Consider the following 17,385-nt stretch of genomic DNA (forward strand, 5'->3'; position numbering starts at 1 on the left):
CGCGCCGTGCCCGAGCGGTTTCCCCGCGCGGTGCCCCGGCGGGTGGTGGCGCGGGGGCGATTGGTTCAGCCGGCGTCCCAGGTATGGCCGCGTCGCGGGCGTGGGGGTGGTTGCCGGCGACCCGGCGGACGGGCTTCACTGGATGGCAGAACGGGCGTCGCACAGGGGGTGCGGCAGCCTGCCGCTCCTGAGTGCTGCTGGCTCCGACGGAAGCCGTCAGGGGCGCCGGGAGTTCGTGTTGCCGCACGTGCTCCGGGAAGGCCGGTGATCTCGCTGTCTCCACGGCGAGGCATCGGCTTTCTTCATGCCCACCCGGGCGGCCGCCGTGGTACGACGCCCGCCGTTGGCCTGGACGACGGCTTCCCTTCGGGCGGCTCTCCTGTTCTCCCACGAGACTGGCGCCCCTCACCTCAGGTGTGAAAGGGGAACGTGGATGCCCTCGGGATCCTCCGCACGCGCCTGGCGGCGCGGCCTGCCGCTGGCCTCTACCGGGCCTGCTTCTCGACCACCTACGACCGTGACTTCGCCTCCTACGGCGTGTGGCGGGACGGCGAGTTGACGGTCGGCGCGACGCACGCCGAGAAGAGCACCGACGACGTCGGCGTGGACTACCGGCACGACACCGGGGCCTGGCTCACCTTCGCCGACGGCGCCCGGGTGACCGCGCGGACCGGGCTCAGCTTCGTCAGCGTGGAGAGCGCCGCGGAGAACCGGGACAGCGAGGTGGGCCGGGGACGGCACCTTCCGGGTGTTCGCGACCCGGCCGATGGCGCTCGACCCGGGGCGGACGGCTGACGCCGTGGTGCTCCCCGAGGGCACCGATCGCGGGATGATGCACGTCTTCGACGTGGCGACCTCGGCGCCCGCCGGCCGTGCCGGTGGGGGCGCGGCGCGTTTCAGCCGGCGAGCAGGGCATCGAGTTCGGCCGCGAAGAGCTGTGCGGGGTCGATCCCCATCCCGGTGAAGTGGCCGGCGAGTTCGAGGGAGAGCACGCCGTGCATCCGCGTCCAGCCGGCCAGGGCCCGGCGGAGGGCGGGTGGCTCGGCCGGGTGCTCGCCGGCCCACTGCCGGTGGTTCGCCAGATAGGACTCGAAGGAGGCCTCGAACGGCGTGCGCTCCTGGCCGGCTGGCAGCGCGGCGCAGGCGTCGAGCAGGGTGGCCATGATCTGCCTGGCCAACTCGGTGATGTCGTCCGGCGCGTGGTAGCCGGGCACCGGGGTGCCGTAGATGAGCAGGTAGCGCTGCGGGTCCGCCAGGGCCCAGCCGCGGATGGCCTGGGCGAGGTCGGGCACGCCCGCGCCGGATTCGGCGGCCGCGCGGAGCGTGTCGGCGAGGCTGCGGTAGGCGTCCCTGATGAGTTCGGTGATCAGCTCGTCGCGGCTGGCGAAGTAGCGGTAGAGCGCCGGGCCGCTCATGCCCATCCGCTTGGCGATCGCGTTGAGGGAGAGCGCGGACGCGCCCGCCGTGGCGATCTGCTCCCACGCGTGTTCCTTGATCTCGGCCCGCACCTGGGCGCGGTAGCGCTCGCGTGGAGTCCGCCCCTGTCGCGCCTTCTCGTCCGGCTCCGTCGTCTTCGCCATCGGTCCACCTCTCCGTTCAGTTAGAGGCTATCACGATTCCTCTTGACACTCACCTTCGCTGGGTGTTAGAACTTCTCACGAACACGAAAACAGGTAACGAAGCGCGCAGCGCAGTGGAGGAGGTCGTCATGAACGCCGAGGGAGCCAAGGGGAACGAGGGGCTCGTCGAGGTCGTCCTGCCGGGCACGGTGGAGCCCGAGGGGCTGGTGATCCGGCGGGGCGCCATCCCCACCCCTGGCCCCGGGCAGGCCCTGGTCCGGATGGAGGCCACCGGGGTCTCCTTCGCCGAGCAGCAGATGCGCCGCGGCCGCTACTACGACCAGCCACCGTTCCCCTTCGTGCCCGGCTACGACCTGGTCGGCACGGTGGAGGCGGCCGGCGAGGGTGTCGCGCCGGAGCTGGTCGGCACCCGGGTGGCGGCGCTGCTCAAGGTCGGCGGCTGGGCCAGCCACGTCCTGGTCGACGCGGCCGATCTCGTCCCGGTCCCCGACGGCGTCGGCGCCGCCGAGGCGGAGACCCTGGTCGTCAACGGCGTCACCGCCTGGCAGATGCTGCACCGCAGGGCCAGGGTCCGCGCCGGGCAGACGGTCCTGGTGCACGGCGCCAACGGTGGCGTCGGCTCGGTCCTCGTCCAGCTCGCGATCGCCGCCGGCGCCCGGGTGATCGGCACCGCCGCCGCGCGCCACCACACCGTGCTCCGGGAGCGCGGCGTCGTCCCGATCGACTACCGCACCGAGAACGTCGCCGCGCGGGTGCGCGATCTCGCCCCTGGCGGCGTGGCCGCCGTCTTCGACCACGTCGGCGGCCCCGGCATCGTCGACTCCTGGCGCCTCCTCGCCCCCGGCGGCACCCTCGTCTCCTACGGCACCGCCGCCACCAGGGACGACAGCGGATCCAAGCAGCTGCCCGTGCTCAAACTGCTCGGCCGGGTCTGGCTGTGGAACACCCTGCCCAACCGCCGCCGCGCCTACTTCTACAACCTCTGGGCCGGCCGCGCCCTGGCCAAGGGGCGGTTCCGCGCCCGGCTGCGCGCCGACCTCACCGAACTCTTCGCCGCCCACCGGCGCGGCGAGATAACGGCCCCGATCGCCGCCCGACTCCCACTCGCCCAGGCCGCGGACGCACTCCGTCTCGCCGAGTCCGGCACCGTCGCCGGCAAGGTCGTCCTGAACCCCCGGCGCCCCCGCCCCCGCCCCCGCCCCCGCCCCCGCCCCCGAACGAAAGGCCACCGCCACCATGTTCGGCATCCGCCGGTCCACCACGCTCGCCGCCACCCTCGCCTTCGCCGGCCTCCTCGGGCTCGCCGCCGCGCCCGCCCAGGCCGCCCACCACCGCGACGCCCCGGGCACCTGCCGCGGGGAGGGCGTCGACCCCGACGCCGCCATTCGCTACGAGGCCGACACCCTGATCGACGCGCCGCTCGCCACCATCTGGGAGTTCCAGACGGACGTGGCGAACTGGCCGTCCTGGCAGGCGCCCGTCCTCACCAGCGAGCGCCTCGACTCCGGCCGGCTCAGGGCGGGTTCGCAGTTCCGGTGGACCACCCCGGCGCCCGCCACCCCCACCACCCCGGAAACCACCCTGGAGATCACCTCCACCGTCGAACAACTCAGGCGCGGCTCCTGCCTGCTGTGGAGCGGGCCCGCGGTCGGCGAGGGGCTGAGCATCGACGAGGGCGTCCACCTGTGGACCTTCACCGAGGTCGAGGGCGGCGTCCTCGTACACACCGAGGAGACCTGGACCGGCGAGCAGGTCGAGGCCGACGTCGACCTGGCGACCGAGTACCTGGGCAGGGGGCTGGAAGCCTGGTTGACCTATCTGGAGGCGGCCGCCGAGGGTGCCCGGGCCTGCGGAGACTGACGGGGCCGGAGGCCGGTGGCCGCCGGCGGCCCTGGCGGGGGATCGGGGAGGAAGGTTCACCAACTTCATTAGTTATTCCTAGTTTTGCGCAGGTATAGTCGCATGTGTGGAGTTGTTGCGCGTGTCCAGGGCGGCGAAGTGTCTCGGGATACACCCGATGACGCTTCGTCAGTGGGCGTTGGACGGAAAAATCCCGTTCACGTGGGGCGGCCGTGAGCGGCGGTTCTCCTCGGTGGACGTGGAGAACATGAAGCGCGGCTGTGACTCCTCAACTTCCCGTCCGCGCATGGAGTTGCTGTATGTGCGCGTCTCGGGCTCGTCGGGTCAGGAGTTCTCTTTGGAGGCGCGGGAGGCCGAACTGCGGGCCACCTCTACAGGGGAGATCGTCAAGGTCGTGAAGGATCGTGGTTCGGGTCTGAAGGAGAACCGGCCGGGTCTGAACCGGGTGTTGGCGATGGTGTCGGACGGCTCGGTGACTGTCGTGCGTGTCACACATGAGGATCGGCTGGCCCGGTTCGGGGTGGGCTGGCTGAAGCGGCTGTTGGCTGTGTACGGGGTCACCGTTGAGGTCCTGCGTCCGAAGAAGCTCGGCGGCCGGGATGAACTCCTCGAAGACTTCGTCTCCCTGGTGACGGCGTTCGCGGGCCGTCTGTACGGGATGCGTAGCGCGGAGAACCGTAAGCGACTGCTGGCCGAGTCTGGGCAGTGCGGCGACCAGGGCCGTGTCGGGTGAGCCGGAAGCTGCCTCTCGCTGACGGTGAGACCTCCCGTACCGCCTGCGCCCGCGCCCTCATCCGCTCGGGCGTGGACGAGAAGACCGGCGAACTCCTCACCGCTGCTGCTGTGACGGAGCGTTTGGGCTGGTGTGTCGGCCTGGTGGCCCAGATGACCGGCGCGCTTCTGGCCGAGCACTGGAACACCACCGACGTCGACGTCCTTGCGGCCGGGCAGGATGCGGGCGGGAGGAAGCTGCCGTCGAATGCGTGGATGGCGCTGCGGCGTCTGGGCTGGACCACCGCACCCGACAAGGACGTGAAGGTCAATGACCGGATCGTCCGCATGGCCCAGGAGCAGGCCGGGCGCGCTTTGCGCTCGGTGAAGTGGCGGGCCGACGTGGTGGGCGGTGTGCTGGCCGCTTGGCCTGCCGACCCGAAGAAGCGCACCCCCGGGGAGTGGGACCACGTGCGGGCCGCGATCCCGGGAGGTGAGTACCTGCCGTCCAGCATCATCCGTTCCCGCACCCGCCAGATCACTGCCTTTGAGCGTGAGCACGGGCGTCTGGCGGCCGACGTGTTCGAACTGGAGCCCACCTCGCGTGTGCCACGCGTGTTGCCGCTCGCCGCGTGCGACGGGCAGCAGGCCACCATCGAACGCTCCGCGACCGAGCCGGCGAAAGCTCTCCTGCGGCTGCAACTCCCCACCCGGGCCGACCCGCGGACGTACGCGGACTGGACGTGGGTTCAGTGCCCGATCGCGCTGCCGCCCACGGTCCCGGGACGCGCGGTGATCCACCTGCCGACGCTGCGCGTCGCGGGCGGCCACGTACGCGCCGACCTCGCCTACACCCACCCCGTCCCCAAGACCCGGCGCACTGGGCACACGGTCGCGCTCGGCGTGGACTGGGGACTGAACACCCTTCTCAGCGCGGGCGCGGCCCGACTCCACGACGACGGACGTATCACCGCCCTCGGCTCCGGCGCCCAGTTCCGGGCCGCCGGGGTGCTGGCCAAGCAGTACAGGCTGCGCCGCAACTTTGAGCGTCTCCACGCTAGAACCGACCACTACACGCGGCTCGCCGATCCCGCCCTGGACGGCAAGAACGCTGTGCTGGAGGAGGAGATCCGGCGCGTCTCGCGGCGCCGGTCCAACCTCAACGACGCGTTGGCGTGGGTTGCTGCCCGCTGGAGTGTCGATCAGGCCGTCGCGGTCGGGGCCGCGGTCATCTATCTGGAAGACCTTCGGTCGATGGAAGCCGGGGGCATGGGCCGCACCCAGAACACGCGCATGTCCCAGACCGTGCGCGGTCAGATCGCCGACCGTATGCGGCACCTGGCAGCCGAGGTTGGCATCGCGGTCGTGACGGTGCCGCCGAGGAATACCTCGAAGCACTGCCCGCACTGCCTCACATCGCTCAGACACCGCAAGGCACCCGACCGGCCCACCGTGTCGGGCTGGAAGTGGGCCATCTGCCCCAGCCGTGACTGCGGCTGGCAGGGCGACCGGGATCAGGGCGCCTGGCGGCGGATCGCTGCACGCGGCCTCGCCCACCAGACCAAGACCGTCGCAGACCGCGCCAGCGGCACCATGATGATCCGCACGGTGGTGGACACGATGGAGGCCAAGGCCGTCATCACGGCCACCGAGAAGACCAGCCGGACGGACCGGTCGAAGACCGGCCCGACCCGGCGAACCAACCGCCTCACGCCCAGGCGACGTGAGGTTCCCTCCCCGGCACGGCCTTCGGACCGCGCCGGCCAGCGTCCGGAGGGACACGCACCAACGGACCGGCAACGGTTGCCCCGCGCAGCCCACCGGCACCAGGGCGTGACCACGATCAGCACACCCACCACCAGCCGACACCGGCCACGCGGAGCAGCACTCGGCGCGGGATTCCATCTCCACGCTCACGCCGCCCCACCACGGTGGGCAGAACCCATGGCAGACCCTACGGTTCACATAGGTTCGCTCAGCTGATCAGAGACGCTATGCTCCCTCCCGATGAAGACTCACTCTCACATCAGTTGGGAGGCCCCGTCCGCGCAAGGTGAGTGCTGATGCTCACTCAGATCGCGAACGAGGATTCCTTCCGTCTCTCCCTCTGGCAGCGCGTGCGCGAGTTCGCCGTGCCGCCCTCCATGATCGAGACCGCGACCGCCCGTCGCCGCGTCGGGGACTGGGCGGGGGCCTGCGCCGCCGCCCGCGTCGACGTCGACCTCAACCTCCGCTCGGTGGCCCGCGCCCACGGCGGTGAGGTGGCCGCCGGGCTCCGGGCCGATCTCCGCCACCTGACCCCCGACCTGCTGCGCTGGCACCTACCGCGGATCGCCCCCGACGGCCTGCTCCGCCCGGGGCTGACCATCGCGCTCGCGCGGTACGACCCCGAACGCGCCGAAGGCCGGCGCCCGTTGTACCTGGTGGTCCGCACGCCCCCGGCCTGGGCGAGCGCGGGTCAGCGGTTCAGCCTCGCCCTGTGGCACGGTTCCCGCGCCGGGGCCGCCGCCCGGCACCATCCACATCCGCACCCCAACCGGCGGTTCCGGCTCGACCTGCACCGCCACCTCTGGGACGCCCGGCGCACCGGCGAACTGCGGGCCAGATCAGGGAACGACGGCGACGACGATGTCGGCAGGTGGGCCGCCGAGGCGCGGATCCTGCTCGCCGCCGAGAGGCGGCGCGTAGGCCCGGTCCTGGTGCGTCCCGGCAGCCGGCGACTGGTCCTCGACGTCACGACCGACGGGGCCCGGATCACGATGGCGCCCAAGGCGACCACGATGCCGGTGCTGCCCGACGCGGCGACCTGGGTGCCGCCCGACGTGGCGCTGCTCCGCGCCGGGGCGATCGACGCCGACCGACTGCATCCGCTGGTCGCCGCCGCGCTGGCACCCGACCACCGGCCGCCCGACGCGGCCGGGGTCGGTGAAGGGGCGGGCCGGCCGCGCCCGGTGGAGTGCCGGGGCGAACAGCACCGCATCGGCGTGGTCGACGGCGTGCTGGTCGCGCTGGACCACGACCCGGCCGAGATCCGGCGCGAGGAGTTGCTCGCCGCGCTGACCGGCACGCCGCTGCCCTGCCTGCGGGCGATCGACGAGGCACACCGCCGCCCGGCGGGCCTCGCCGAGGTCCGCGCCCGGCTCGACCACGGCGACACCGCCGGCGCGCTGTCCGTCGTCGAGAACCTGCTCGGCGCCGACGCGACGCTGCGCGACGGCGACCTGCGGGACGAACTGGCGGCGGCTGCCCAACGCCGTATCGACCACGGCATGTTCCGGGCCGGCCTGGCCGAGCCCGGAACCCGCCGCTTCCCCCCGCGCCCGTCCCGCCCCGGCGACCACCGCTCGCGCCCACGGCACACCATCACCCGCTGACCGACTCTCTTCCTCCACCGACCCACCCAGGTGATCAACCATGCCCAGAAACGCCCAACTCGACGTTGCCCACGAGCTGTTGACCCTGCTCCGCGACACCACCACCGAACCGCGCCCCGACACCCAGCTCGAAGCCCTGACCCTGGCCGTCTCCGCCGACCTGCCCGTGCTGCTGTGGGGCGAGCCCGGCATCGGCAAGACCGCCGCCATCGGCCAACTCGCCACCACCCTCGACCTGCCGCTCACCACCGTCATCGCCAGCGTCCACGAGCCCTCCGACTTCGCCGGCCTGCCGATCGTCGGCGACGACCCGGCCGAGCAGGGCGTCCCGATGGCCCCGCCGGACTGGGCCGTGCGCCTGGTCAGGGCAGGCCGGGGGCTGCTCTTCCTCGACGAACTCTCCACCGCACCGCCGGCCGTGCAGGCCGCGCTGCTCCGCCTCGTCCTGGAGCGGCGGGTCGGCGCGCTGCGGCTGCCGCCCGGCGTCCGGATCGTGGCCGCCGCCAACCCCCGCGGGTCGGCGGCGGACGGCTGGGAGCTGAGCCCGCCGCTCGCCAACCGGTTCGTCCACCTCCAGTGGGCCCACGACCACGAGGTCGTGGTCCGCGGCCTCGGCGGCACCTGGCCGCTGGCCACCCTGCCCAGGCTCGCCCCCGAACGGCTGCCGGAGGCCGTGGACTTCGCCCGTCGCGCCGTCTGCGGGCTGCTCACCGGGCGTCCAGGGCTCGTCCACCGGCTGCCCGACAACGAGACCAGGCGCGGCGGCGCCTGGCCATCCCCGCGCAGCTGGGAGATGGCGCTGCGCCTGGTCGCCTTCGCGACCGCCGCCGGCGCGTCGAGGGACGTGCTCTCCCTGCTGGTGCGGGGCACGGTGGGCGACGGCCCCGGGCTCGAACTCCTCGCCTACCTGGACCGGATGGACCTCCCCGACCCCGAGACCCTGCTCGCCGATCCGGCAGGCGCCGTGCTGCCCGAGCGGGGCGACCTGCGGCAGGCCGCGCTCGACGGCGTCGTCGCCGCGGTCCGCGCCCGCCCCGACCGGGCCCGCTGGGACGCCGCCTGGGCGCTGCTGGTCAGGGCGGTGGAGACCGGCGCTCCCGACCTGGTGGTCGTCCCCGCGACCACCCTGGCCACGCTGCGCCGGGAGGACTGGGACGTGCCGGCGACGATCGAGCGGCTGGCCGGCGTGGTGTCGCTGTCCCGGCGGGCGGACCGGATCGTGGCCGCGGGGAAGGGCGGACGATGAGCGCCGGCCCGTCCGGCACGCTGGACGTCGAGAAGCTGTTCGCCGCCCGGCTGCACGCCGCCAGGGCCCGGCCCTACCTGGCGACGGCGCTGTTCGCCCTCCACCCCGTGGAGTCGCGGCGGGTGCCGACCATGGCCGTCGACCGGCACTGGCGGTGCTACGTCTCGCCGGCCTTCGTCGCCCGGACCCCGGTGGACGAGCTGGCCGGCGTGTGGGTGCACGAGGTCTCGCACCTGCTCCGCGACCACCACGGGCGCGGCGACCGGGTCGCGCGGGAGCGCGGGCTCACCGGGCGCGGCGAACGGCTGCGGACGAACATCGCCGCCGACCTCGAGATCAACGACGACGTGTACGGGGACGGACTGCCCTGGCCCAAGGACGCCGTCTACCCCAAGCAGTTGGGGCTGCCCGAGGGCAAGCTCATGGAGGAGTACCTGCGCCGTTTCCAACTCAGGGGGCTCGGGGCGCACCTGCTCTGGCTCGACTGCGGCAGCGGCGCGGACGGCCTGGAACGGCAGTGGGACCTGGGGCCCGACGGCGCGCACGGCCTCAGCGACCAGGAGCGGGACGCGGTGCGGTTCCGGGTCGCGCAGGGCATCAACGGCGCCCCGGGCGACGCGCCGCTCGGCTGGCGGCGGTGGGCCGAGGAGGCGTTCCATCCGCCGCAGCCCTGGCGGGAGTTGCTGGGGGCGGCGATCCGCGCGGCGGCCGCCGGCGGTGGCGCGGGCGGGGACTACACCTACGGCCGGCCGGCGCGCCGTTCGACCGCCCTGCCGGGCGTCGTCCTGCCCAGCCTGCGGCGCACGCCACCCCGGGTCTCGGTGATCATCGACACCTCGGGTTCGGTCAGCGACGCCGAGTTGGGTAGCGCGCTGCTCGAGGTGGCCGCGATCTCCCGGGCCCTGGGCGGCCGTCGCGACCTGGTCTCGGTGCTGTCGTGCGACGCGGCGGCCGACGTCGCGTACTCGCTGTGCCGGGCCGAGGGGATACCGCTGCTCGGCGGTGGCGGCACCGACCTGCGGGCCGGCTTCGGCCGGGCGCTCGGCACCCGGCCCGCGCCGGACGTCGTCGTGGCGCTGACGGACGGGCAGACGCCGTGGCCCGACGCGGCGCCGCCGTGCCGGACGGTGGTGGGGCTGTTCGACCGGCGGGCGTTCCGGTCGTGGCGCGGGCACGATCCCGCGTGCGCGCCCCCCGGGTGGGCGCGCACGGTGGTCATCGGCTGAGCCGGCGTCCCCTCAGCTGACGTTCAGGTTGGAGCTTCCGCTGCTCTGGTATCCCTCGGTGGCGAGGATCATGTAGTAGTTGAAGCTGCCGAGGGCCATCCCGGAGCGGGACCAGGCGTCGAAGTGGTTGCCGGTGGTGATGGAGCCGCCCACCCGCTTCGACTGCCGGACGCTCCAGAACTGGGGGAACGTCCTGGTGCCCTCGACGGACGGGGCGTTGTACCGCATCGTCTGGTAGATGTCGTACGTGCCGCCGTCGCTGTTGACCGTGCCCCGGTGGGTGCCGGTCGGCCGGTAGGTGCCCCAGCTGTCGACGACGTAGTACTCGACGAGCGGGTTGGACGTCCACCCGTAGAGGCACAGGTAGCCGTTGCCCGAGGGGCTGAAGCTGCCCGAGTAGTTCACGGTGCGGCGGCTGCCGTTGTTCCAGCCCTTGCCGCAGACGAAGTTGCCGGTGTTGCGCCAGGACGTGCTGTAGTTGCCGCCGTTGCCCAGGGTCATGGAGACGGTGCCCTGGGCGTCGGTCCAGAAGGAGTAGTAGTAGCCGTTGTGGTTCCCGGTCTGGTTCGTGGTGATGGTCTGGGCGTGAGCGACGCCAGGCAGCATCACCACGGACGTGCCCAGTGCCAGGGCGCCGGCGCGGCCGACGAAGCGTCGGCGGCTGATCGGCTGGGCGGGGACGTCGTCCTTGGACATGCATCCTCCTCGTCGAGGGCTGGCGGGGGCCAGGCGGTGACGTGATGTGGGGGCGACACGGCGCGGCTCGGCCGGTCGTCGAGCGGCCGACGACCGGGTCGTGTCGATGCCATGACAATGTGGTCCGGCTCTGACGCGCTGTCAACTACTTCCGCAAGGATTACGGAAATCCCGTACCGGTGGCGGATGCCGGCAGCCGGCATCTGACCTGTTCACAGGATTGTGCGGGATGGCTCACCCGTCGAAGGCGTCGAATCGGCAACCAGCGTCAGGGTGGCAGCTCCGAAAATTATCGGAGATCTTCCGGATTAAACTTGGCCTGATCGGCCGCCTCCCGGCCGATCGCGCGCCGATACAGCCGCTCCTGTCGCCGGCCGCAGTCCTCGCACAGGTACAGCGGCACCGGCCCCAGCGGGCCGACCAACTCGCCGGCGTGCCGCACGCGTCGCGTCCCCTCACCGCACGACCAGCACTGGAGACTGGCGCGCAGCCCCACCAGCAGCCGCCACGTCACTTCGGGCGGCCAGTCGTCCACGCCCGGGGTCATTCGTGCAGCTCCTCGCACTGGGCGTGGCGCCCGAGGCGGCCGTGCGCGATGGCTGCGGCAACCGCCTCGCACACCACCGCGCTGTCCGTCGCCTCCACCAGGCGAGGCCCCCATGGCATGAGCCACCGCCGGCCGTCCACCGTCCGTCGCCGCACCTGCCGCGTGACCGTTGGCGCCGGCAGGCGACTCTGCCCCCGCCCCACACAGACCGTGCCCCGAAGCGGCGGCCAACTCGCCGCCGCGCCTTCATCGAGCTGCACCATCGTGGCTTGTATCTCGATAACGCCGACGAGGTTGGCAGGTATACGTTGACTTTCGCCTATCTCAGAGCCCAGGCTCTTGACGCCGCGAGCACTCGACGCGAATTCATCAAGGCCCGACAGGAGTACACCAGATGACCGAGCGCCCGCTCACCCGTGCCGCCCTCGATGCGGCGGGGTGGGTCAAGTCCAGCCGCAGCGGCCCCAATGGAAACGAGTGCGTAGAGGTCGCCCAGTGCCAAGGATGGACCGGCATACGTGACTCGAAGGAGCCGAAAGGCCCGGTTCTCACGGCTCCCGCTGGGGCGTTCGCCGCGCTCCTTGCCCACCTCGTCGCCGACTGACGAACTGACCAACCGGACGCGGCGAGTGTGACGTCAGGGCCGCCGCAAGGGCTGGATCGCGGGCCTGACGTCACACTCGCCGAGTGACGGTGACCGGCGGCTACCTCGCCGTCGTCGTGAAGTCGCCGAGGGCGACCGGGGCGATGGCCACCGAGTCGATGTTCGGCGCCCAGGCGCCCGGTTCGTCGTTGCCGAAGGTGAGGGCGCCGTCCGCGGTGGACAGCGTCACGCTCATCGAGCGCTCCCAGAAGCTGTCCCAGTGGTGGTTGTTGCGGAAGTGGGTCCCGGCCGCGTACCCGTCGGCGCCCGCTTCGGAGATCTGTAGCAGCCGGTCCACGACCTGCGGGTTGTAGTCGTGGTCGCCCACCAATTCGGCGTTGGCGTACCGCACCACCACGGTGTAGCGGCCCGGCTCGTCGAAGCCCGCCCGGCGTTCGATCTCCAGAGTGTTGTCGGGTTCGTCGCCGAGCCAGCCGACGAACGCGCCCCCTGAGGCGTTGGTGCCGGAGCTGCCGGGCAGCGTGGTGACCGATGCCCGGCCGTGCAGGGTGGCGTCCTCGGCCTCGACCGTGACCACCGCCTCGTCCGCGGCCCGGTTCCGCGCGGTGGTGACGGCGGCGATCGAGACGCCGTCGGCGGAGGAGATCTCCACCTCGTTGACGCCCTGGGCGAGGTGGACGGGCGCCGTGGCCCGCCAGGTGCCCGCGCGCCGGGCGTCGAGGGTGCCGACCTCGACGCCGTTGACCCGCACGGTCGCGGACGCGGCGGCGGAGCTCGCGAAGTCGAAGGTCAGGTCGTGGTAGCCCGACTCCCAGGCCGCCACATAGAGATCCGCCCGCTGGCCGGCGCCGGCGACGGCGGCCGAGCCGCGGGTCCGTGCCGCGTCGAACGTGAGGTGGGCGCCGCCGGAGAGGCGCATGGTGCTCGCGGGGTGGACGGTCCGGTCGCCCCCGGTCACGTCGGTGAGCACGTAACGGTCAAGCGTGATGTCGCTGTTGGGCAGCGCGGTGGTGCCGTCCCGGCTCGCCCGCAGCGACAGCCGGTGCTCGCCCGCGGTCAGCTCGAACTCCACCTCGGCGCTGCCGCGGTAGAGCCATCGGCTCCTGGTCGACAGGTTGGCGGCGTACTGGACGGTCTCGGCGAACGCGCCGTCGACGAAGAGCGCGTGACGGCCGGGGGCCGGCGCCGAGCCGATCACCTGGAGGCGGTAGGTGCCGTCGCGCGGCACGGTGACGGTGAACTCCGAGCGCGAGCCGACCTGGTTGAACCAGGCGACGTCGGCGTCCCCCGACGCCTGGAACTCGTGTCCCGTGGCGTCCCGGACCGCCGCCTGGGTGAGGTCGGTGTCCTCGGCCTCGAAGGACCGGCTCCAGGGCTGCTCGGCGCGGGTGCGCTCGACGTCGCGCGCCTGGCGCGGGGTGATGAGCACCTGGTAGGCGGAGTCGGCGTCGGTGGTCGGGAAGGTCAGGTCGGCGAGCGTCCCGTCCCGGTCGACGCGCACCCCCTCGTGGGCGGCGACCAGCCGGGGGTCGCCGTGCAGGCCCTCGGCGCCGCTGAGCGAGATCTCCCTGACCTCGACGTCCACCCGGTCGCCGAACAGCGCGCGGTCCAGGCCGCCGGCCGTCAGCCGGACGTCGGCCCCGGTGCCGCCGTAGAGGACGGTCGCCCGCCGGTTCTCCGCGTCGACGGCGCCGATGCCGCGCAGCGAGGACGGGTCGTCCGGGTGCGGCGGGGTGACCTCCACGGTCTCGGCGCCGGCGAGGTCGCCGTACCACTTGAACAGCCACCAGCCGCCGTTGGCGCCGTTCGCGCGCGCCATGTTGTCGGAGAAGTTGCCCGCGTAGTTCCAGTAGGCGGTCTGCGCGTCGACCTTCTCCTCCTCGAACGCCGCGAACCACCGGACGATGCTGCCCGGGGTGCCCATGTCTGGCAGCCCGCCCCACTCGCTGATGGTGACGGGCAACTCGCTGCCGCTGCCCAGGACTTCGTCCTCCAGGACGCGGAACTCGGCGTTGTTGGCCCGGAACCGGTCGGGGTCGGAGCCGCCGAGTTCGTGCCAGATGTAGGTGTCGGGCACGACGTCTTCGGCCACCGCGTACTCGAGGATGTCGCGTTCGCGCTGCCGGTCCGCCGGCTCCCGGGAGCCGTACCAACGGGAGTGTCCTGGGCCGCCGATCCGTGGCTCGATCGCGCCGTCGAAGACGTCGTCGTAGATCTCGTGGACCAGGTCGTAGGTCGCGCTCCAGTCGGCGAGGAACCGTTCCCGCATCCGGGGCCAGTCCTGGTACCAGATGAGGTCCGGCTCGTTGAAGAGCACGAAGAGGTAGTCCTCCGGGTGGTCGGAGCGGGTCGCGATCTCGGTGACCACGTGGCGCACGACCTCCAGGTAGTCCCAGACGCCGTTGCCGCCCTCCGTCCAGGAGCCGTCCGACTGGTCGTAGGTCCTGGTGTCCTCGGGGCGCACGCCGCCGTGGTAGCCCCAGTCGGGGTAGAAGTCCTGGACGTAGACGGCGAGTTCCCTGCCGTGCTTGTCGAAGAAGCCGTTCTCGACGTTGAGTACGTCGCCGCTCGGGTGTTGCAGCCCGGCGGGCGGCTTCTGCGAGGAGTTGGTGATGTGGGCGCCGTTGATGACGGCCTGGGTGGGGGAGCCGTCGTCGCCGAAGCCGTAGAGCGTGCCGCTCGCGCCGCCCCGGAAGTCACCGGTGGTCTCGCCGAAGTCGACGGCGAGCACGTCGGGTTCGGCCGCGGCGGCGCCCGGCGGCACCAGCAGCCCGGCCGCGGTGACCGCGGCGGCCGCCACGGCAAGACGTCTCAGGGATCTCCTCATCGCAAACTGCTCCCTCGCGTGGGGTCGCCGGCGAACCGGGATGCGGGTGAACGGAGTTGTGGCCGGAGCAACGCTCGGACGGCGCTCGGGCGGTGCGTTGACGGTGCGTTGACGGCGCTCGGGCGGTGGAGTCGCGTCACCGTAACAGCGGCGTGATAGCGCTTTCAAGACTCGTGCTGATAGCGCTTTCAGAGGCGTGGCCGGGTACAGTGACGCGGTCGTGGCCCGCGGCAGGGGCCGCGTGCGGGTGAGGGGGGCGAGTGACCACCGGTTCGAGACGGCCGGCCACCATGGCCGACGTGGCGCGGATGGCCGGGGTGTCCGTGCCGACGGTCTCGCGGGTGCTCTCCGGCGCCGCCCGGGTGAGCCCGCTGAAGCGGGAGCGGGTGGAGGAGGCCGTCAGGACCCTCAACTTCCGCCCGAGCGCGGCCGCCCGCGCCCTCGTCTCCCGCCGGCCCAAGGCCCTGGCGGTGGTGGCGGGCGACACCTCGAAGTACGGCTACGCCGAGACGATCAGGGGCATCGAGGCGGCGGCGCGGGCCGCCGGCCACACCGTGATGATCAGCGTGGTCGAGGGCCCGGACGAGGCGGACGCCGACCGGGCGCTGCGGCTGGTCCTGACGCAGGCGATCGCCGGCGTGCTGGTGCTCAAGTTCGACCCGCCAGGCGTGGCGGCGCTGCGCCGGATGCCCCCCGACGTGCCGGTCGTCGCGCTGTCCGGGGCCAGGGAGCCGGGGGTGCCGCAGGCGGTGCTCGACGAGGCGGGCGCGGCAGAGGAGTTGACCCGGCATCTGCTGGCGCTCGGTCACCCCACCGTGCACCACGTGCCGGTGCCGCCCTCCCGGCGCGAGGACGGGCGGACGACCGGTTGGCGCCGCGCCCTGCGCGCGGCGGGGGCGCGCGTCCCGGCGCTGGAGACGGCGACCTGGTCGCCGCACGCCGCGCGCGAGACCGGCCGGCGGCTGGCCGGGGACGCCTCGGTCTCGGCGGTGTTCTGCGGCAACGACGAGGTCGCGATGGGCGTGATCCGGGGGCTGGCCGACGCGGGCCTGCGGACGCCGGATGACGTGAGCGTGGTGGGCTTCGACGACCATCCGCTCGCCGAGCTGTGGACGCCCGCGATCACCACGGTGCGGCAGGACTTCTTCGGGCTCGGGGAGCGCGGCTTCGCGCTGCTGACCGGCGTGGTCGACGGGACGTCGCGGCGGCGCTTCTCCTCGGAGCGACCCGAGGTCGTCATCCGCGCGAGCACGGCGCCGCCGGCCACGCGCTGATCTTCCCGGTCGAGCGTTCGAAAAAAATCAGCCGGAAACCATGGACCGAACGGGCCGGGTCCGGTTAGTTTCTGTACATGCCTGGACAGGTTCACAAGCAGGTTCACAAACACCACCGCATCGCCCGCGTGCTCGCGGACGAGATCCGCGCCGGGGTGCACTCCGACGGCAGCCGGCTGCCGGGGGAGCACGCGCTCCGAGAGCGGTTCGGCGTCAGCCGGACCACGCTGCGGCAGGCGCTCAAGGTCCTGGGGGAGCAGGGCCTGATCGCCACGCACGCCGGCATCGGCTCCTTCGTCACCTTCGACGGGGCGCCGCTCGACGGGCGCGGCGGCTGGACCCAGGCGCTGGCCGAGCGCGGCGTGGCGCTGTCCACCGAGACCCTGCGCTTCGAGGAGATCACCGACCCCGCGCTCGCCACGGAGTTGGGCCTCGACACCGACCGGTTCATCGCCCTCGACCGGGTCAGGCGGCTCCCCGACGGGCAGGGCGTCTCGCTCGAACACAGCCGGGTGCCCGCCGTCGGCGCCCTGGCCGCCCTGCCGGAGCGCGGCCTCGACCACGGCTCGCTCAGCCGGGCGCTGCTCGCCGCCGGCCGGATCAGCCACTCAGGCGACGGCCTGGTCTCGGTGCGCGCCATCGACGAGGCCGAGGCCGCCGCGCTGCACCGCTCGCCTGGCGAGCCCTTCATCCAGCTGGCCCAGGTCTACCGGGCCGCCGACGACTCGGTCGTCGAGCAGATCACCAGCCTCCTGGACCCCGGCCGGTTCCAGCTGCGCATACGTTCCGGCCGAGGAGAGCCGTCATGACCGCCACCACCACCGCGCCCCACCCCCCGCTGCTCGACCGGGCGCTCGGCGCCTACTACGGCCTCGCCCTCGGCGACGCGCTCGGCATGCCCACCCAGTCGATGGCGCGGGACGACGTCCGGCGGGTCTACGGGCCGATCTCCGGCTTCGTGGCCGCCGCCCCCGTCAACCCGATCAGCGCGGGCATGGCGGCCGGCTCCGTCACCGACGACACCGAGCAGGCCGTCCTCGTCGGCCGGCTGCTCGCCGACGGCGGCGGCCGGATCGACCCGCTCCGGCTCGCCGAGGAACTGCTCGGCTGGGAGCGGGAGATGAAGGCCAAGGGCTCCCTCGACCTGCTCGGCCCCTCCACCAAGGCCGCCCTGGACGCCGTCTCCCGCGGCGTCCCGCCGAGCGAGGCGGGCCGGACCGGCACCACCAACGGCGCCGCCATGCGCGTCACCCCGGTCGGCATCGCCTTCGCCAACCGGCCGCTCGACGCGTTCCTCGACCGCGTCGTGGAGTCCTGCCAGGTCACCCACGACACCACGATCGGCATCGCGGGCGCGGCGGCTGTCGCCGCCGCCGTCAGCACCGGCGTCGGCGGCGGCGACCGGGCGGCCGCCGTGCCGGGCGCCGTCTCCGCGGCGAC

General features: G+C 72.9%; 15 protein-coding genes and 1 pseudogene. 12 read left to right on the plus strand and 4 right to left on the minus strand.

The genetic code is table 11. The annotated features are described in order from the left end of the window. Nucleotides 1-429 precede the first annotated feature (429 nt). On the plus strand, nucleotides 430-795 hold the full coding sequence (locus ACYVPE_RS27315) for a hypothetical protein (RefSeq protein ID WP_461036384.1): 366 nt from the start codon (nucleotides 430-432) through the stop codon (nucleotides 793-795). Nucleotides 796-896: 101 nt separating this feature from the next. On the opposite strand, the gene ACYVPE_RS27320 is transcribed toward ACYVPE_RS27315, so the two are convergent. Further along, the gene (locus ACYVPE_RS27320) at nucleotides 897-1,580 is read right to left on the minus strand and encodes a TetR/AcrR family transcriptional regulator (protein ID WP_461036385.1); all 684 of its coding nucleotides are present in this window, start codon (nucleotides 1,578-1,580) and stop codon (nucleotides 897-899) included. A 128-nt stretch (nucleotides 1,581-1,708) separates the two neighbouring features. On the opposite strand from ACYVPE_RS27320, the pseudogene ACYVPE_RS27325 reads away from it, so the two are divergent. The 7 genes and pseudogenes from ACYVPE_RS27325 to ACYVPE_RS27355 all read left to right on the plus strand — a co-directional run. Continuing rightward, nucleotides 1,709-2,755, plus strand: a pseudogene (locus ACYVPE_RS27325) (medium chain dehydrogenase/reductase family protein); the annotation flags it as partial. A gap of 61 nt (nucleotides 2,756-2,816) precedes the next feature. Then, entirely contained in the window at nucleotides 2,817-3,440 is a 624-nt protein-coding gene (locus tag ACYVPE_RS27330) for an SRPBCC family protein (RefSeq protein ID WP_461036386.1), read from the plus strand. A gap of 106 nt (nucleotides 3,441-3,546) precedes the next feature. Then, nucleotides 3,547-4,173 (plus strand): IS607 family transposase, encoded by a 627-nt coding sequence (locus tag ACYVPE_RS27335; protein WP_461036387.1) that lies wholly within the window; start codon nucleotides 3,547-3,549, stop codon nucleotides 4,171-4,173. A 71-nt stretch (nucleotides 4,174-4,244) separates the two neighbouring features. Beyond that, on the plus strand, nucleotides 4,245-6,134 hold the full coding sequence (locus ACYVPE_RS27340; RefSeq protein ID WP_461036388.1) for a zinc ribbon domain-containing protein: 1,890 nt from the start codon (nucleotides 4,245-4,247) through the stop codon (nucleotides 6,132-6,134). 80 nt (nucleotides 6,135-6,214) lie between these two features. Next, nucleotides 6,215-7,525: a hypothetical protein gene (locus ACYVPE_RS27345; protein ID WP_461036389.1), complete on the plus strand. Its 1,311-nt coding sequence runs from the start codon at nucleotides 6,215-6,217 to the stop codon at nucleotides 7,523-7,525. A gap of 40 nt (nucleotides 7,526-7,565) precedes the next feature. Continuing rightward, complete coding sequence (locus tag ACYVPE_RS27350; RefSeq protein ID WP_461036390.1) at nucleotides 7,566-8,771, plus strand: AAA family ATPase; 1,206 nt, start codon at nucleotides 7,566-7,568, stop codon at nucleotides 8,769-8,771. After that, nucleotides 8,768-9,997 carry a vWA domain-containing protein gene (locus ACYVPE_RS27355; protein WP_461036391.1) on the plus strand — a complete coding sequence of 410 codons (1,230 nt, stop codon included), beginning with the start codon at nucleotides 8,768-8,770 and terminating at the stop codon, nucleotides 9,995-9,997. Before ACYVPE_RS27350 ends, ACYVPE_RS27355 begins: the two co-directional genes overlap by 4 nt. 12 nt (nucleotides 9,998-10,009) lie before the next feature. Here ACYVPE_RS27355 and ACYVPE_RS27360 read toward each other — a convergent pair whose 3' ends face one another. Both ACYVPE_RS27360 and ACYVPE_RS27365 read right to left on the minus strand, forming a co-directional pair. Beyond that, nucleotides 10,010-10,693 (minus strand): glycoside hydrolase family 11 protein, encoded by a 684-nt coding sequence (locus ACYVPE_RS27360; RefSeq protein ID WP_461036392.1) that lies wholly within the window; start codon nucleotides 10,691-10,693, stop codon nucleotides 10,010-10,012. 289 nt (nucleotides 10,694-10,982) lie between these two features. After that, entirely contained in the window at nucleotides 10,983-11,240 is a 258-nt protein-coding gene (locus tag ACYVPE_RS27365) for a hypothetical protein (protein WP_461036393.1), read from the minus strand. 394 nt (nucleotides 11,241-11,634) lie between these two features. Between ACYVPE_RS27365 and ACYVPE_RS27370 the strand changes: the two genes are divergently transcribed. Beyond that, entirely contained in the window at nucleotides 11,635-11,844 is a 210-nt protein-coding gene (locus ACYVPE_RS27370) for a DUF397 domain-containing protein (RefSeq protein WP_461036394.1), read from the plus strand. Between the two features lie 100 nt (nucleotides 11,845-11,944). Here the strand turns inward: ACYVPE_RS27370 and ACYVPE_RS27375 are convergent, their stop codons facing one another. Next, nucleotides 11,945-14,671 (minus strand): carbohydrate-binding protein, encoded by a 2,727-nt coding sequence (locus ACYVPE_RS27375; protein ID WP_461036395.1) that lies wholly within the window; start codon nucleotides 14,669-14,671, stop codon nucleotides 11,945-11,947. Nucleotides 14,672-14,931: 260 nt separating this feature from the next. Here ACYVPE_RS27375 and ACYVPE_RS27380 point away from each other — a divergent pair, with 260 nt between their 5' ends. The 3 genes from ACYVPE_RS27380 to ACYVPE_RS27390 form a co-directional block, all read left to right on the plus strand. Then, a complete protein-coding gene (locus ACYVPE_RS27380; protein ID WP_461036396.1) occupies nucleotides 14,932-15,945 on the plus strand; it encodes a LacI family DNA-binding transcriptional regulator in 1,014 nt (337 codons plus the stop codon). A 77-nt stretch (nucleotides 15,946-16,022) separates the two neighbouring features. Beyond that, nucleotides 16,023-16,754 carry a GntR family transcriptional regulator gene (locus ACYVPE_RS27385; protein ID WP_461036397.1) on the plus strand — a complete coding sequence of 244 codons (732 nt, stop codon included), beginning with the start codon at nucleotides 16,023-16,025 and terminating at the stop codon, nucleotides 16,752-16,754. Continuing rightward, on the plus strand, nucleotides 16,751-17,385 hold a 635-nt coding region (locus ACYVPE_RS27390), incomplete at its 3' end, for an ADP-ribosylglycohydrolase family protein (protein ID WP_461036398.1). The genes ACYVPE_RS27385 and ACYVPE_RS27390, both read left to right, overlap by 4 nt.

Source organism: Streptomyces mayteni, from assembly GCF_054783955.1.

What these genes read in the sequence shown, in the direction of transcription:
- ACYVPE_RS27320 (WP_461036385.1), bottom strand. Translation starts at nt 1,580, where the DNA reads ATGGCGAAGACGACGGAGCCGGACGAGAAGGCGCGACAGGGGCGGACT.
- ACYVPE_RS27330 (WP_461036386.1), top strand. Translation starts at nt 2,817, where the DNA reads ATGTTCGGCATCCGCCGGTCCACCACGCTCGCCGCCACCCTCGCCTTC.
- ACYVPE_RS27345 (WP_461036389.1), top strand. Translation starts at nt 6,215, where the DNA reads ATGCTCACTCAGATCGCGAACGAGGATTCCTTCCGTCTCTCCCTCTGG.
- ACYVPE_RS27350 (WP_461036390.1), top strand. Translation starts at nt 7,566, where the DNA reads ATGCCCAGAAACGCCCAACTCGACGTTGCCCACGAGCTGTTGACCCTG.
- ACYVPE_RS27355 (WP_461036391.1), top strand. Translation starts at nt 8,768, where the DNA reads ATGAGCGCCGGCCCGTCCGGCACGCTGGACGTCGAGAAGCTGTTCGCC.
- ACYVPE_RS27360 (WP_461036392.1), bottom strand. Translation starts at nt 10,693, where the DNA reads ATGTCCAAGGACGACGTCCCCGCCCAGCCGATCAGCCGCCGACGCTTC.
- ACYVPE_RS27365 (WP_461036393.1), bottom strand. Translation starts at nt 11,240, where the DNA reads ATGACCCCGGGCGTGGACGACTGGCCGCCCGAAGTGACGTGGCGGCTG.
- ACYVPE_RS27370 (WP_461036394.1), top strand. Translation starts at nt 11,635, where the DNA reads ATGACCGAGCGCCCGCTCACCCGTGCCGCCCTCGATGCGGCGGGGTGG.
- ACYVPE_RS27375 (WP_461036395.1), bottom strand. Translation starts at nt 14,671, where the DNA reads ATGAGGAGATCCCTGAGACGTCTTGCCGTGGCGGCCGCCGCGGTCACC.
- ACYVPE_RS27385 (WP_461036397.1), top strand. Translation starts at nt 16,023, where the DNA reads ATGCCTGGACAGGTTCACAAGCAGGTTCACAAACACCACCGCATCGCC.